Raw genomic sequence first — 15,182 nt, 5'->3', positions numbered from 1 at the left:
CAACCCGAACGGTCAATTCGTTTCGCCCTGCCCGTCAAACGGGTGGGGCTTTTTTCATGAGTTGATCCAAAGCAAGATTGAGGTCGCGGTCCATGGCAACCAATCGGCCGTCACTTACAACAATCCTGGCCAGAGAAGGCAGCCCCACCTTCTTGGTGCGCAGATACACCGGTTCCACATAGAGAAGTCCGGAGCCCACGGGAAGCACAAGAAGATTTCCCTGCAGGAGTTCCAGATCTTCCTGATCCCATAGACCGAACTGCTCGCTCACATCTGGATCCTGATGAATCAGAGCCTGAACCTGCTCCGGGCCGGGGATGTATTTGTCTTTGGGAAAGTCGATCAGTTTCAATTCACCGTAGTGATCGCCATCGTTACGAGCCACTAACCACGCGGTGAGATTTGGCCTTGATAAGGGGGTCAGGGGTTGGAGCAGCAGAAATTCAGAATTGTCGTTGCTTTGAAGCTGAGCCGTGATGTGATATGGAGCAACATCAACTTTGCGGCCGCCGTAGATCTCGCTTGGCACCTGCCAAACATCATCACCGTTGTAGAAAATCCTGGGATTCGAAACGTGGTACCGCTTCAATTGATTGACCTGGGCATTGAAGAAGTCCTCAGGAACTCTGCGGTGATCAAGAAAAGGCTTTGGCATTGCCTCCATCGGCTCCATTAAGCCTGGAAAAGCGTGAGCCCAGGCCATCACGATTGGATCCTCAGGCTCCGAGATGAAAAACCGAATGCTGCCGTTATAAGCATCAACGATAGCCTTCACTGAGTTTCTTAAATAGCGATCGGGATCATCTGCTGATACCGCTGCGCTGTAGGGCAGGGTTGAACTGTGGGTGTAACCCTCGACAACCCAATACTGATGTTGGCTGCGTTGTTCTGAAGTTGCCTTGTTGGTGTTGGAGCTGTCTTGCTCAGGGTTTGGAATGGAAATCAGGTAGGGCTCACCACGAAAATCAATGAAGGGAGCGATGGCCTGAACCCGACTGCGCACATCACGCCGGATCAAAAGTTTGGAATCAGTATTGATCGTTGTGGTGATCAGCAGTCGAGGGTCACGCAGATAAACAGCAGCTGCGAATCGTTGAAGCCAGGATCCAATCGGTACTCCGCCAGAACCCTGATAGTGCGTCATAACATTGATATCGCCTTCGGGGTAGTCGAATTCTTCAATCTGCGTTGGAGCGATTGCATAGGGCGAAGGAAGCATCCCGTAATAGATCGCTGCATCACCAACGGGGATAGCCTTCTGCACCTCCGATCGTTCAATACCCAGTCCAGGATTTCCCGCAATGACTGTTTCTGGGCCAAGACCTTTAATGAAATACGAGGGAAGGCCATCACTGCTTCTGTCATTCACCGGACTGACGGTGAATCCATAGCCGTGAGTGAAGATGAAGTGACGGTTCTGCCAGGTTTTGGATTGACGCGGTAAAGCGGATTGATCCAATTCGCGGGCCGAGAGGATCACTTGCTGCGATGAATCGCTGTTTTCATTCAGCGGGTAGCGATCAACAGCTGCATTGGAAAAGCGGTAGTACACCCTCAGTTGCTGCAGTTGCCGGTTGGCTTCCAGCAGAGGGCTGCTGTCCCAGAGACGAACATTTTCGAGGGTGCTAACACCTTGCTCGCGATCAGCGGCGCTGAACCTTGTCGGGTCGACGACCTGACTCTTGATTTGATCCAACTGGAAGCCCCATTGCGTGGCCTCAATGGCATTGTTCAGATAGCGCTCTTGCAGTGCAAATTCCCTTGGCCGCACCACCAGCCAGCGCGTTAACGGAGTTGCCACCGTTTCCAACACAACAAGAGACACCAACACCAGTACAAGGCCCTGACGGAGGCGTCGCCGGCACGGGACAAGCAGTGCACATGCGATCAGCACCAGTAGCAGTGTTGCGAAGCCGCGCAACGGAAGGGTCATGTGGGCCTGGAGCCAGCCCGCCCCTGCCACAAGGCCGTGTTGGGTCCACAGCAGCTGATGCCTCGATAACCACACCTGCCCCGCCACTCCGACCAGCAGAAGCGCCGAAAGCAACCTGAACAATTTGATCTGTCGAGCAGAGAAGACTGGACTGGCCCAGTCAGAAATCGATTTTGAGCTCGCCAGCACCCGCCAGAGCTCAAAGGCAAGGGTGAACGCGGCAGCCAAGAGCAGCAGGTCCAGGGCCAGATGCAATCCGGCAAAACGACCCAAGCCGAAGCTCAGATCCGCTCCCAGCAAGGGGTCTCTCGTGGATTCATCGGGAATCCATAGCGCCAGCGACCAGATGCCCCACGCCCGGCTGACGACAGCCACCAGCGAACCCGACATGATCCGTGCCAACCACAGCCTCAACCGCGGCCAGGCCATCGCAAGCCCTATCGCCCCTGCCTGAACGAGTCCTGCAGCTGAGCTGATGCGGTGCTGGAGCCCCGCAACTGGCTGCCATTCCCCAAGCTGAAACGGATCGTGGATGGCCAATGCCAACAGATCCAGCGTGAGCAAGGCACTGATCAGCACAGCACCACCACTGATCAACAGCGTGAATCCAAAGGACCATCCGGTCAGGCTCATCGCCTTGGATGAACTCGAGCTGTGTTGCCTGAATTGCCTTGACCAGGCCTGGGCTGCCAGCAGCGGCAGCACAGCCACACCCGCGAAGAGAAGCTGCAGAAGCCAGCGCTTGAGGAGAACGTTGCTCCAGGCGAACTGATCGAACCAGAGCCACTCGATCTGCATCCGGGCTGCAACAACAACCAGCGGCAGCAGAAGGAGGAGGCGTCTCATGGGAGGCCAGCGATGTCTCTGAATCGATCACCGTTGATCGTTTCCTCGGCAATCAAAACGTCCACCAGTTGATCCATCAACTCACGGCGGGGCTCCAGCAGGGCGATGGCCTGCGCCAGAGCACTCTTGGCGAGCTGGCGGATTTGAGCGTCAATGGCCTGGCCAGTGGATTCGGCGTATCCCGGCCGTTGGTTGAACCAATCGCGCCCCAGAAAAACCTCCGTACCCGGACCCTCGAGGGCCATCGGTCCGAGGCTGGAAAAGCCAAAGCGCGTCACCATCTCCCGTGCGAGTTGCGCCACCATCTGGAGATCTCCACTGGCTCCCTGGGTGATCTCGAGGGACCCGAAAACCACTTGCTCAGCTGCTCGTCCCCCCAGGGCCACCACCAGATCAGCGAGGCAGGAGGAGCGGGTGATCAACCCGGAATCAAGCACCTCCTCGTCAGGCATGAAGCGGGTATAACCACCGGCCCCTCCCCGGGGAAGAATCGTGACCTTGTCCACCGCGTTGGCCGCTGGAAGAAGACTGGCCACCAGGGCATGACCCACCTCGTGATAGGCGATTAGCCGTTTTTTGGCGCTGTCCTGCAAGGGACGATTGCACAGCCCCATGGTGATCCGTTCCAAGGCCCCCTCCAGCTGGAACTGACCGATACGGAGCATGTTCTGGCGGGCCGTGAGGATGGCCGCTTCGTTGAGAAGATTGGCGAGGTCAGCCCCGGAAAAACCCGGCGTGCGGCTCGCCCAATCCGATAGTGAGACCGCGTCGTCGAGGGGGCGAGTTCTCGCATGAACGGCGAGTATTGCCTCGCGACCTCGGCGATCGGGAAGGCCCACATCAATGCGCCGGTCGAAGCGTCCTGGACGCAACAGTGCGGTGTCGAGCACGTCGGCACGGTTTGTGGCCGCCAGCAGAATCACACCGGAGTTCTCCTCAAAGCCGTCCATCTCCGTCAGGAGTTGGTTGAGGGTCTGCTCCCGTTCATCGTTGCCGCCACCGATACCAGCACCCCGCTGGCGACCCACAGCGTCGATTTCGTCAATGAAAACGATGCAGGGGGACTTTTCCTTGGCTTGGCGGAACAGATCGCGAACCCTGCTCGCACCAACACCCACGAACAGCTCAACAAACTCAGAGGCCGCGATGGAGAAGAACGGCACGCCCGCCTCGCCTGCAATCGCCTTGGCAAGAAGCGTTTTCCCGGTTCCAGGGGGGCCGACCAGCAGCACTCCCCGCGGAATCTTGGCGCCCAGGCGGATGAAGGCCTCGGGCTGCTTGAGAAAGGTGACCACCTCCTCAAGTTCCAGCCGTGCATCGTTGATGCCGGCAACATCCTCAAAACGAAGCTGAAGGTCTTCCTGGGGTTTCAACCGAGGTTGACTACGCCCAAACCCAAGAGCTCTGTTCGCCATTTGAGCTGAACGCTTCAACAGAAACGACAAGCCGACTACCACCAGCAGAACCAACATCAGGGTTCCCGCCAGTTCGCGTCCTGCTTGTTCGCGGCGGATGTCAACAACCGTCAGGGGCGTGCCGGAGCTTTCAGCGGCCCGAAGAATTTGGTTGTCGTTGGCGAAAACAGGAACGGTGACCCGTCGGCCATCGTTGTATTGGACTCTTACCTCCCGACGACCGGGCACAAAATCCAACTGTTTGATCTCTTTCGCATCGATATCTCTCAGCAGGGTGGAGTAACTCACCGTGTCCTGCCTCGTCCAAAAACCCTGAATCGAAGAAGGTTGAGCCTTCTGAGGGGCCGCGGAACCACTGGAGTCGTCCGAACCTGGTGCCACGTCTTCACTGCGCTGCACGGAGCCTAGCGATTTGACGCAAGGGGGTTCCAAACGAGACAATCTCGGTTTGGAAATTCACCAGGCGCAATGGCCGTCCCGAAGAAGAAAACATCCAAGGCCAAGCGCAACCAGCGCAGCGCCACCTGGAAGGCCAAGGCAGCCGTTGCCGCACAGCGCGCCATGTCCATCGGCAAGTCTGTGCTGAGTGGCCGCGCCCAGGGTTTTGTTTACCCGGTGAGTGAGTCCGAAGACGGCGAATCCTGAGTCGTACTCGGGAGGTGGATCCGCCGCAGAGTTCGATCCGGATCCACCTCCACAACAACATCCGCTCGCATGGTGTGAAAACTGCTCGATGGCAGCGAGCAGAGAATCATGCGGATAAAACGATCCAAGTCGGCATTCGAAAGCGACGCACCGCGTTCCGCTTCAAGGGTGGCTTCCTGTTGGCGCTTCCATCGCCAAGGCGCGTTGAAGTCGGTTGCTCGCAGTTGCCAGAGTTGATCGAAACACCTCCAGGTGGGTTCGTAGTGGGCGAGCACGGGTTGCAGCTTCAGGCGCCACTCCAACTCCTGCGCCGTTAGGGGGCTCTCGAGATGGGGCTCATCCGCAGTTGCGTCGGCATTTGGGCTGCAGCCCACAAACCAACCCTCAAAAATCAGCAAGTCGGCATCGCAGCGGCGCCAACCGCTTCGATCTCCTCGGCCATGGCGTTTGGCTTTGTCGAAGCGGGGCATCAGAACGTTCTCACCCTGTCGCCATGTCTGAAGGCACTCCTGCAGGAGCTCCAGGTCATGGCTGCCAGGAAGCGCGCGAGGCACACCCCAGGGGTTGCCCTGCATCGCCGCATCAAGCCGTTCAGCCTCGAAATAAAAGTCATCGAGAGAAACCACCTGGATCGAGAGGTGAAGTGCCCGTGCGGCAGCTTCAATCCACTGCCCCAGGGTGGTTTTCCCGCAACCCGGCAAAGCACTGAATCCGAGCAGTCGGCGTTGTCCCTGCCATTGCTGGCCCAGGTTCAGAAGCGGCAGACCAACAGACCACAGCCAATCCGGTGTCGCCAGAGGATGCCAGTGATCGATGGCGACCCGATGCCACCCAGAGTTGCGCTGCAGTGCAGACCAACTCGGAAGGTCGCCCAACTCGAGATGCTGCAGCAACCGCTGCTGATCCTTGCTGGGGATGACGCGTTGGCCCTCAGGATCCAACTTTGAACGCCTCCAGAACAACGGCGTAAACGAATCCAAGCCGGAGGTTGTCCAGCCAGGGAAGACGACGGCGCCCAAGAACCATCAATTCACAGGCGATGAGGGCATAGAACGCTGTGTACGTCCTGAGTTCAACAGCATCCAGGATGTAGACCGGAAGGTTGCTGCCAATGAAAAATCCGAGCAGCAGCAGCAACAACGAAGCGCTGCGGCGCCACCAGGGGCCAGACCAGGACCGCCGGATCCCAGCGCCCCACGCGTTCTGAAGCCCCGCCAGACGTGTGCGCTGGATTGAGCTCATCGATCCGGCACCGACAGCAGGGACTCCAGATACTTCAGCGTTACTGCCCCCTCCTGGCAAGAGGTACCGGAAAGCACGGTTGCTGGCTGTCCAGGGTCCCCCAGGTGATTCAACACCGCAGCAGCCTCGCCTCCGGACTCACGCAGAGCATCGACATCCCAGGGGGAAGGGGTCAGCAGACAACGCAGACCTGCGGCTCTTGCCGCCGAAAGACCTGCCGCAGAATCTTCGATGGCAAGGCCATCAGCACTGCTGGCCCCACTGCATTCGAGAGCGAGTCGGTAGCCGTCCGGTGCTGGCTTTCCCGAAGCAACGTCATCCGATGTCACCACCCCATCGAAGCTGGGGATTTGCTGTTGGATCTGTTCCAGCAGAGCCATCACCGAGGCCGATCCGCTGGAGGTGACGATCCACTGCTGCACGCCGGCCCTGTTCAACTCCTGCAAAAGCCTCTTCACTCCGGGACGGAGACGCACATGCCCTTGGCGGACCCGTTCCAGGTAATGGACGCGTTTGCGATCACGCACCTGGTCCAGTTGGTTCTGGCTGAGATGCACCCCACATGTTTCAGCGTGGAGTTTCACCCTGCGCAGCCCGCCAGGAATCGCCAGCAGCCTGTTGTAGAGCTCTTCATCCCAAACAAAGGGAAGATCCAGTTCCTGGAAGGCCAGGTTGAAGGCCGGTCGATGACCGTCCATTTCCGTGTCGGCCAAGGTGCCATCCACATCCCAGAAGACCGCTGAAAGCCTGTTCACCTTTAGGAGCAGCAACGGCACAATGCTGGGACATCACCGCCTGTTGCGTTCCCTTGCCGGCTGTTCCGCTGCATTGGTCCTGGTCCCTTCCAGCCGTGGTGGAACCATCGCCATTGCAAGGGCTTGATCTGCCGCTGTCGCTGCGCTGTGTGCTGCGGCGCAGGGGATTCAGCTCAATATCCGAGGCCGAGAGCTTTCTCTCCCCTGGTGATCTACCGCCCACACGTGATCATTTCCCCGATCTCGAGCAGGGCTGTACGCGCTTGGTAGCGGCCTGCCGTTCCCGTGAACGCGTCGCCATATGTGGTGATTACGACGCCGATGGGATGACCAGCACTGCGTTGTTACTTCGGGCGTTGGCCCCGTTGGGTGCTGAGCCGGAACCCGCTATCCCCTCGCGGATGGAGGAGGGATATGGCCTCAATCCCGCCATGGTGCAGCGGCTCTACGACGATGGCGTGCGATTGCTGGTCACAGTTGATAACGGTGTTGCCGCGAGGGAAGCCCTCGAACTGGCCGCAAGTTTGTCGATGCAGGTGATCGTGACCGATCACCACACGATCCCGGCGCAACGGCCGCCCATGACTGCGCTCATTCATCCGGCCACCACCCCGGAGGGCTCGCCTTACCGCGGACTCGCCGGTGTGGGGCTGGCCTATGTGCTGGCCCATGCCGTTGCCGATGTTCTGAACAAACCAGAAGCCATCCGCGTGGCCCGGGATCTGTTTTGCATCGGCACGGTGGCCGATATGGCTCCTCTGGTGGGGGCCAACCGCAGTTGGTTGCTGGAGGGGCTGAACCATCTGCATCGCTCCGAGTGCAAGGGCGTCCAAGCGCTTCAGCGCCTGGCGGGTCTCGGGGAACGTCCGCTGACGGCAGAAGACATCGGGTTTCAGCTTGCACCGCGCATCAATGCAGTGGGCCGCCTTGGGGAACCGAGACTTGTGGTGGATCTGCTCACGGCTGAAGATCCCGATTCAGCGATGGCCCTCGCACGCCGTTGTGATGATTACAACCGCCAGCGACGGGATCTCTGCGACGCAATTGAAGCGGAGGCCGTGGCGCTGGTGGAAGCGGAGTCCAGTGACGCTCTCCCCTCATTCCTGCTGTTGGCGCAAAGCCACTGGCACCACGGGGTGATTGGCATTGTTGCTGCGCGGCTGATGGAGCGCTACCACCGCCCCACCGCTCTTCTGGCCGGAGATGGAGATGGAAGTCTGCGGGCTTCGGTACGGGGACCCATCGGTTTCGCGGTGGATCGTGCTCTCTCCAATTGCCGCGATCTACTCACCCGCTTTGGAGGCCATCCCGCTGCCGGGGGGTTCACCGTTAAAGCGGAATTCGTGCATGCCCTGCATGAGCGCCTCTGCGCCGAAGCCGATGGCTGGTTGGTGACCCAGGCCCAGGGGCGTCCCGTGCAACCTGACGCTCTGCTGCAGTTGAAGGACGTGAACTGGGATCTTTGGCGCCACCTGCAATCCCTGGCGCCCTTCGGCATCGGTCATCCCAAACCCCTGTTCTGGTCACGGGGGGTGAGCGTTGAGGATCGGCGCGATCTCAAAGGAGGACATCTGGCCCTGACGCTGCGCCAGGGTGAAAGTGAGCGTCGCGCCATCGCCTGGCGATGGGATCCAGCGGCGCCTGTTCCCGCATGCTCTGACGTGGCTTACAGCATTTCGATCAACCGTTGGCAGGGTGAACAGCGTCTGCAGCTTGAGCTCAAAGCCATCCGTGCCCATACGGAGTTGGTGTTGATCGACCGCGGCACACGGCAGTACACCGCCCAGTTGACGGAAACCTCAGGGCTGAAGCTCACCAATGGCGAGGGTGAGACGCTTCAGGCGAGCATTCAACAAGAACAATCCCTCACCAGCGACAACGATCTGGCGAGGGATCAGCGGGTGATTCAGTTGATCGAGGAAGCCTGCCTTGGGTTGGGGCTACGTCCTTAAGACGAGGAGATCAGAGTGCGCCGCGGCGGTAGAAGAGGATGAAGATGACAGCGGGACCGGCAATGGTGATCATCGCCAGGGCGGCAAAGTTGGCGATCAGGTGAATGTCAAAGCCCATGGCGATGCAGCGCTGTCCAAAATCGTTACGCCTCCCAGGCTACGGGGCTCTGTCCCAAGTGCGACGGATTGGTTCTGATCTCTGTGATGGCTTGTCACAGCTTCAATCATGAGCCGAGAGACGCCGCAATGGTCCTGCATCAAACACTGTGGAGCCTGTTGCCGACTCGCTCCGGAGGAACGGGCTGATGCCCTAGCGGCCTTGAACGAAGAGCAACAACGCACCTATCTGGCCATGGTTGGCCCTGACGGCTGGTGCATCCACTACGACACGGGCAGTCAGCGCTGCACGGTTTATGAGGAGCGACCTGATTTCTGTCGTGTCAGTGGTCTGGGCCGTCTTTTTGACATTCCCGATAATCAGTTCGATGCCTTCGCCATCACCTGTTGCCAACAACAGATCCGCAGCACCTATGGCGGCCGCAGTGGCGTGATGCGTAGGTTCAAGCGCGCTCAGACCGCGGGAGGTTCTGTTGACGAGTGAGCAAACAAGCCCTGAGTCGCGCAGCTTTGCTGCCGTGTTGTTCAGCACCTTCACCACAGTGTTTGTGGCTGAACTGGGCGACAAAACCCAGTTGGCAACGCTGTTGCTCTCGGCCCAGTCCGGCTCTCCTGTTCTGGTGTTCATCGGTGCCGCGCTGGCATTGATTTCATCCAGCCTTGTGGGCGTTCTCGTCGGTCAATGGTTGGCCAAAAACCTTCCGCCCGACCGTCTTGAACTGATGGCTGGGGTGCTGATGGTGGCGCTCGGCATCTGGCTCGGTCTTCAGGCCGCCAGCTCCCTTTGGCTCAATGCAGCGAGCTGACGATGGATTTTCCCCTTCTGATCTCCACGTTCTTGACCGTTTTCCTTGCCGAACTCGGTGACAAGACCCAACTGGCCACCGTTGCCATCAGTGGCACGTCCAATCGCCCCCTGGCCGTGTTTCTCGGCTCATCATCGGCGTTGGTTCTGGCCAGTTTGCTGGGGGCCTTCGCCGGTGGTTCCGTTGCAACCGTGATTCCCAGCGATCTGCTTCAACTGCTGGCTTCCGTTGGTTTCCTCTTGATCGGTGGCCGCTTGCTGGTTCCTCTCGTCCGTGATGGCGAAGCCAACTCGGACGGGGATCAAACTTCTGAGTCCTAAAGTGATCTTTGAAGGGCTGACTCTGCACGGCCTGCTGAAGAGCGTCGACCACCCCTTCCCTCTCTCCCGGCCCTGATGGTCGGTTTCTGCGCACGCCACGATGAAATTTACGGTTGCCGATCTGCTGGATCAGCTCTCAACGGAGCACTCCTCTGAGCCCGACCAACTGGCCAAGATCCTCAAGCTCAGCAACAAGACGGATAAAGCGGCGCTTGAGCTTGCCGTTTCATCACTGATGAAAATCGGTGTGATCGAAAAGACCAGTGAGGGTGGTCTCACACGGCCTCAGGAGAGTGATCTTATTGATGCTCGCCTGCGTTGCAGCAGCAAAGGCTTCTGCTTCGCCATTCGCGATGACGGCGGCGAGGACATCTACATCCGTGACCATCAGCTGAACCACGCCTGGAATGGCGATCGTGTGCTGGTGCGGGTAACGCGGGAGGGCGGACGCCGCCGCTCTCCTGAAGGAGGTGTGCAATGCATCCTGGAACGGGCCACGCAATCTCTCCTGGCTCAGGTGGAGCAGCAGAGCGACCAGCTGCTGGCCTCCCCCTTGGACGACAGAGTGCTTGCCGGCATTGAGCTGCCAGCAGAGGATTCCAAGCATCTGCCCGGTGATGAGGTCTCCAGCGTTGTCGAGGTGCGCATCGATCGCTATCCCGTGGCTCAGCATCCTGCGGCCGGCCACGTTGTGCGATCTCTCCCGCTCAATGGCGGACCAGCAGCCGACCGGGACCTGCTGCTGACCAAGGTTGGTCTCCAGGTCCGTCCAACGGCACCCAGGAGCTCTGGCAAAACCCCTGCTTCCAAAGGACGGGTCGATCTCACCGCACAACCGTCGCTGCTGCTCAAAGGATGGAGTCAGGACGATGCACCGGGGTTACCTGCCGTGCACGTTGAAGCCAGGGACGGCGGTTGTCGCCTCTGGGTCCATGCGCCCAGCGTGGGCGAGCGGATCGGTCTGGGCAACAGCCTCGATGCCTGCCTGCGCGACCGCGGTGAAGCCCTTTGCCTCGGTGAAGTCTGGCAACCTCTTCTCACTCCAGCCCTCCACAAGGCCACCAGCTTCTCGGCCGGGTCCGAGGCTGATGCCATCAGCGTTCGGCTCGACATCTCTGCCAACGGTGAGGTGAGCGACTGGGAGTTCATGCTCAGCACGGTGCGCCCCGTCGCCGAGGTGAGCGCCGATCAGTTGGTCGCCCTGGCGGAACGCAAACCCAAGGCGCGCAGCGTCCCGACCGCCCTCAAGCCGATCAAAGACCAACTCGGTCAGCTGGAGACCCTGCGCTTCTGCAGCACGCTGTTGTTGGAGCAGGAGCGTGCCAACGGGGTTGTGCAGCTCGATCTCTGCCCTCCGCAGCTGGAGGCCCTTGGTGACCTCTGCAGCGCAGATCCCTCCGGGTTGCGGCATCGCTGGGTTGATGCGTTCAACCCGGTCGACCCCCATGCGTTCCTTCAGCCTCTGTTGAGGGCCGCCGACCGTGCGTGGACCGCACAACGACTCGAGCTCCAACTGCCGGGCATCACTGTTGAGGCGGATGAACCCGATGGCAGCGTGCTCACCGATGTGGCAAAGACAGCCATTGCCCTGGATCTTCCCCTTGAACTGGATGACGACGGCTGTCCATCAGCTTCGGAGCTGGTTCAGGTGTTCAAAGACAGCAGTCAGCGCCGGGTGCTGGAACAACAACTCAGTCACGCCCTGCCACCTCTCACCCTTGTGGCATCCACAGAGGCCCCCCCTGCTGCAGCAGATTCCGATGGGGACGAGGTTGCTGCGTCAAGCCGGAACAGCTCACTGACCCCGTGGACCTGTGCCACCCAGCACTACGCCCACCTGGTGAATCAACAGGTGATCGTTGCGCTGCTGACCGATGCCAAGGATCGTCCAACCGTCCGTCACAAGACCCGTCTGAAGCTTGGCCTCAAGGGTGCTGGTGCTGATCTCACGTGGCCCCTGTTCACCGCATCCCAGGACGAGAAGTTGAACGGATTGGTGAACGAGCGCACCGTGCAGCGGCTCAACACGCGACGGCGTCAGGTGTTGGAACTGGAAAAGGATCTGCTTTCGATGATCCAGGCCCGTTCAGCCCAACCCCTGATCGGCGAACAGGTGGAAGGGCGCATCAGTGGTGTGCAGAGCTATGGCTTTTTCGTGGAAGTTGGTGAAAGTCGCGTTGAAGGGCTGGTTCATGTGAGCTCCCTCAACGATGACTGGTACGAATACAGATCACGCCAGAATCGCTTGGTCGGGCGCAAGAACCGTCAGACCTATCAACTCGGCGACGCCGTACAGGTGCGCGTGATCAATGTGGATGTTCTGCGCAACCAGATCGACCTTGAGGTCATCAGCCAGGGTTCCAATGGCTCCACGGAACCTGAATCCTCAGCGCCTGAATCCTCGGAGCCGCTGCCCGTTGCCCTCAGCGAGCGCTGAGTGATGCATCCCTACGTTCTGGCAGTCACCGGTGCATCCGCTCAACCCCTGGCCGAGCGTGCCCTACAGCTGCTGCTTCAGCGCGGCCGCTCGGTGCATCTTGTGCTCAGCCATGGTGCCCATGAGGTGTTTCGTGCGGAACAGGGCCTGACGATCCCTGTTGACTCCCTGAAACAACGTGCGTTCTGGCGAGAGAGGCTGTCGGTGGAGAGTGGCGAGCTCACCTGTCATCGCTGGAATGATCAGGCTGCCTGCATTGCCAGTGGCAGCTACAGAACCCGGGCGATGGTCATCGTTCCCTGCAGCATGGGAACCGTCGGGCGGATCCATGCCGGTATCGCCGCAGATCTGATCGAACGTTGTGCGGATGTGCATCTCAAGGAGCGTCGGCCCCTGGTGATTGCTCCCCGGGAGATGCCTTTCAACCTGATTCACCTCCGCAACCTCACCGGCCTCGCTGAAGCTGGAGCCACCATTGCCGCTCCCATTCCGGCCTGGTATACACGGCCCGATTCCTTGGAGGAGATGGTGGACTTTCTGGTGGTGCGCCTGTTCGACGGCCTGGAGGAGGACCTTGCACCCCTGAAGCGCTGGCAGGGCCCCCTGGAATGAGTCTGTTTCAGCGGTTGCTGCTGATTCCCTGCCTGGCGCCACTGCTGGCGTTGCTGGTTCTTTCGGCCACCAATGTCGGAGACAAGATCCGGATCCGTCTGCTGGTTTGGACAACACCTCCGCTCCCCGTTGGGGCGTGGACAGCGCTGGCTGGTGTTGGTGGTGCGGCCGGAGCCGCTGTCGCAGCGGTTTTGGTCTCCCCAGTGGAGCGTCCTTTGAGTCGCCAGAGGCGATCCCCTGTTCAACCGGAGTTTGAGGAGAGGAGCTACACCGCCGACGAACCGACACCCAGATCCAGCACAACCCCAGGCCCCGAACGAGATGTGAGAGAACCGGCTCCAACGGTGTCTGTGGCCTACCGCGTGATTCAACGCCCTTCGTCAGTCCCCCCGCAGTCAGACGCTTCATCAGGCACTTCAGCTGTGGGCTCTCCTTCTCAGGAGTTCAGTGATTGGGGAGATGATCCGGAGGCGAACTGGTGAGCAGTGCACCAAGCTGCTTACAGTTGCGCCAGCAATGCTGGTTCGGTGAGCGAAACCCCAGTCGAGAAGCAGTCTTCAGGTCAAGAGGCCCCTGCCAAAGCGGCGCCGAAAGCGAAGCCGCCCAAGCCGGAGGACAAGCCCTTCCCTGAATTCATCGACACACTGTTTTTGCCGGCCGTCGCCAAACAGTTGGCCGAACGTGACATCACCGCTGATCGGCTCGAGCGCGTGGATGGGCAGCGTCCCGTTGTCGGTGGTGAATGTCCAATGGTGGTTGGTGAGCTTCCAGGGGGGCGCCGCTTCTGGGTCTGCTTCTCCAAGGCCGACATCAACAGCGCCAAAGTGATTGCCCTGGCTGATGCCGGCAGCGAGCCAACGCTGCTGGAGAGCTTTCTGATCGATGAGAAGCGGATGTCTTTGGCCCTTCTCGTTTCCCGTCTCTTGCAACGGCTCAACGGCCAAAAGTGGCTGGGAGGTAACTAACCGCCCGTATTGGCCTCGGGGGTTGGGCTGACACGCCTACATTGGCAGGATCGTGAAACGCAACTGATGGTCCCTCCCACCGCCGTGGCCGAAGGCAGCGCTGTAGCCATCAAGGATCCTGTCAAGGACACAATCCTGACCCCTCGCTTCTACACCACCGATTTCGAAGCGATGGCGGCAATGGACCTTCAGCCCAATGAGGCTGAACTTGAAGCCATCTGTGAAGAGTTCAGGAAGGATTACAACCGCCACCACTTCGTTCGTAACGAGGAGTTCGAGGGTGCTGCGGACAAGCTGGATCCTGAAACCCGCAAGGTGTTCATCGAATTCCTTGAGCAGAGCTGCACATCGGAATTTTCAGGATTCCTGCTCTACAAGGAACTGAGCCGCCGCATTAAGGCGAAGAACCCTCTTCTGGCCGAGTGCTTTGCTCACATGGCTCGGGATGAAGCTCGCCACGCCGGCTTCCTCAACAAGTCGATGAGTGATTTCGGCATGCAGCTGGATCTCGGCTTCTTGACCGCGAACAAGGACTACACGTTCTTCAAGCCGAAATTCATCTTCTACGCCACCTATCTGTCTGAAAAGATCGGCTACTGGCGGTACATCGCCATTTACCGCCACCTCGAAAAGAACCCCGACAGCAAGATCTTCCCGATCTTCAACTTCTTTGAGAACTGGTGTCAGGACGAAAACCGACATGGTGATTTCTTTGATGCCCTGATGAAGGCCCAACCGGACACGGTTCGTGGCCCCATCGCCAAACTCTGGTGCCGCTTCTTCCTGTTGGCGGTGTTCGCCACCATGTACGTGCGCGACGTGGCACGCAAAGAGTTCTACGAGGCTCTCGGATTGGATGCTCGCACCTACGACAAGATGGTGATCGAGAAGACCAACGAAACGTCTGCGCGCGTTTTCCCCGTTGTTCTTGATGTGAACAACGACAAGTTCTGGACACGCCTCGAACGGCTGGTGGCCAACAACGCCGCATTGGAAAAGGCTGATGCAAGCGATGCCATCGCTCCTCTGAAAGTGCTTCGCAAGCTGCCCTTCTGGATCGGAAACGGTGCCGAGATGGCCAAGCTGTTCCTGATGCCAGCGATCGACAGCGATCGTTTCCAGCCAGCTGTGCGCTGA

Annotated in this window: 16 protein-coding genes; 10 read left to right on the top strand and 6 right to left on the bottom strand. The window is 59.4% G+C overall.

Annotated features, from left to right (window positions below):
* Positions 1-34 precede the first annotated feature (34 nt).
* Positions 35-2,779: a UPF0182 family protein gene (locus DXY02_RS09720; protein WP_114989137.1), complete on the bottom strand. Its 2,745-nt coding sequence runs from the start codon at positions 2,777-2,779 to the stop codon at positions 35-37.
* Positions 2,776-4,575, bottom strand: coding sequence for an ATP-dependent zinc metalloprotease FtsH (gene ftsH / locus DXY02_RS09715; RefSeq protein ID WP_114989212.1), 1,800 nt, complete (start codon positions 4,573-4,575; stop codon positions 2,776-2,778). The genes DXY02_RS09720 and ftsH overlap by 4 nt, the downstream gene beginning before the upstream one ends.
* A gap of 87 nt (positions 4,576-4,662) precedes the next feature.
* On the opposite strand from ftsH, the gene rpmF reads away from it, so the two are divergent.
* Positions 4,663-4,839, top strand: coding sequence for a 50S ribosomal protein L32 (gene rpmF, locus DXY02_RS09710; protein ID WP_006851068.1), 177 nt, complete (start codon positions 4,663-4,665; stop codon positions 4,837-4,839).
* Here the strand turns inward: rpmF and DXY02_RS09705 are convergent.
* From DXY02_RS09705 to DXY02_RS09695, 3 genes are read right to left on the bottom strand one after another with little or no spacing between them, the layout of a single operon-like run.
* Positions 4,803-5,780, bottom strand: a complete 978-nt coding sequence (locus DXY02_RS09705) for a phosphoribulokinase (RefSeq protein ID WP_114989136.1) — start codon at positions 5,778-5,780, stop codon at positions 4,803-4,805. The two genes, rpmF and DXY02_RS09705, sit on opposite strands and share 37 nt — an antisense overlap.
* Positions 5,770-6,081, bottom strand: coding sequence for a DUF565 domain-containing protein (locus tag DXY02_RS09700; RefSeq protein WP_114989135.1), 312 nt, complete (start codon positions 6,079-6,081; stop codon positions 5,770-5,772). The genes DXY02_RS09705 and DXY02_RS09700 overlap by 11 nt, the downstream gene beginning before the upstream one ends.
* Positions 6,078-6,857, bottom strand: coding sequence for an HAD-IA family hydrolase (locus DXY02_RS09695; RefSeq protein ID WP_114989134.1), 780 nt, complete (start codon positions 6,855-6,857; stop codon positions 6,078-6,080). Before DXY02_RS09695 ends, DXY02_RS09700 begins: the two co-directional genes overlap by 4 nt.
* A gap of 32 nt (positions 6,858-6,889) precedes the next feature.
* On the opposite strand from DXY02_RS09695, the gene recJ reads away from it, so the two are divergent.
* Positions 6,890-8,788, top strand: coding sequence for a single-stranded-DNA-specific exonuclease RecJ (gene recJ / locus DXY02_RS09690; RefSeq protein WP_114989133.1), 1,899 nt, complete (start codon positions 6,890-6,892; stop codon positions 8,786-8,788).
* Positions 8,789-8,798: 10 nt separating this feature from the next.
* Here the strand turns inward: recJ and psb30 are convergent, their stop codons facing one another.
* Positions 8,799-8,906 (bottom strand): photosystem II reaction center protein Ycf12/Psb30, encoded by a 108-nt coding sequence (gene psb30 / locus DXY02_RS09685; protein WP_025362280.1) that lies wholly within the window; start codon positions 8,904-8,906, stop codon positions 8,799-8,801.
* A gap of 108 nt (positions 8,907-9,014) precedes the next feature.
* Here psb30 and DXY02_RS09680 point away from each other — a divergent pair, with 108 nt between their 5' ends.
* From DXY02_RS09680 to acsF, 8 genes are all read left to right on the top strand, one after another.
* Positions 9,015-9,389, top strand: a complete 375-nt coding sequence (locus tag DXY02_RS09680; RefSeq protein WP_114989132.1) for a YkgJ family cysteine cluster protein — start codon at positions 9,015-9,017, stop codon at positions 9,387-9,389.
* Positions 9,379-9,711 (top strand): TMEM165/GDT1 family protein, encoded by a 333-nt coding sequence (locus DXY02_RS09675; RefSeq protein ID WP_114989131.1) that lies wholly within the window; start codon positions 9,379-9,381, stop codon positions 9,709-9,711. The genes DXY02_RS09680 and DXY02_RS09675 overlap by 11 nt, the downstream gene beginning before the upstream one ends.
* 2 nt (positions 9,712-9,713) lie before the next feature.
* Positions 9,714-10,031, top strand: coding sequence for a TMEM165/GDT1 family protein (locus tag DXY02_RS09670; protein ID WP_114989130.1), 318 nt, complete (start codon positions 9,714-9,716; stop codon positions 10,029-10,031).
* 100 nt (positions 10,032-10,131) lie between these two features.
* Positions 10,132-12,468, top strand: a complete 2,337-nt coding sequence (locus DXY02_RS09665; protein WP_114989129.1) for an RNB domain-containing ribonuclease — start codon at positions 10,132-10,134, stop codon at positions 12,466-12,468.
* A gap of 3 nt (positions 12,469-12,471) precedes the next feature.
* Positions 12,472-13,080, top strand: coding sequence for a flavin prenyltransferase UbiX (locus DXY02_RS09660; RefSeq protein WP_114989128.1), 609 nt, complete (start codon positions 12,472-12,474; stop codon positions 13,078-13,080).
* Positions 13,077-13,562, top strand: coding sequence for a hypothetical protein (locus DXY02_RS09655; protein WP_114989127.1), 486 nt, complete (start codon positions 13,077-13,079; stop codon positions 13,560-13,562). Before DXY02_RS09660 ends, DXY02_RS09655 begins: the two co-directional genes overlap by 4 nt.
* Positions 13,563-13,607: 45 nt before the next feature.
* A complete protein-coding gene (locus DXY02_RS09650; RefSeq protein WP_114989211.1) occupies positions 13,608-14,045 on the top strand; it encodes a DUF2996 domain-containing protein in 438 nt (145 codons plus the stop codon).
* A 66-nt stretch (positions 14,046-14,111) separates the two neighbouring features.
* A complete protein-coding gene (gene acsF / locus DXY02_RS09645; RefSeq protein WP_114989126.1) occupies positions 14,112-15,182 on the top strand; it encodes a magnesium-protoporphyrin IX monomethyl ester (oxidative) cyclase in 1,071 nt (356 codons plus the stop codon).

This window comes from Synechococcus sp. N19 (genome assembly GCF_900474045.1).
GTDB lineage: Bacteria > Cyanobacteriota > Cyanobacteriia > PCC-6307 > Cyanobiaceae > Parasynechococcus.
This window is presented reverse-complemented; position numbering and strand designations above follow the sequence as displayed.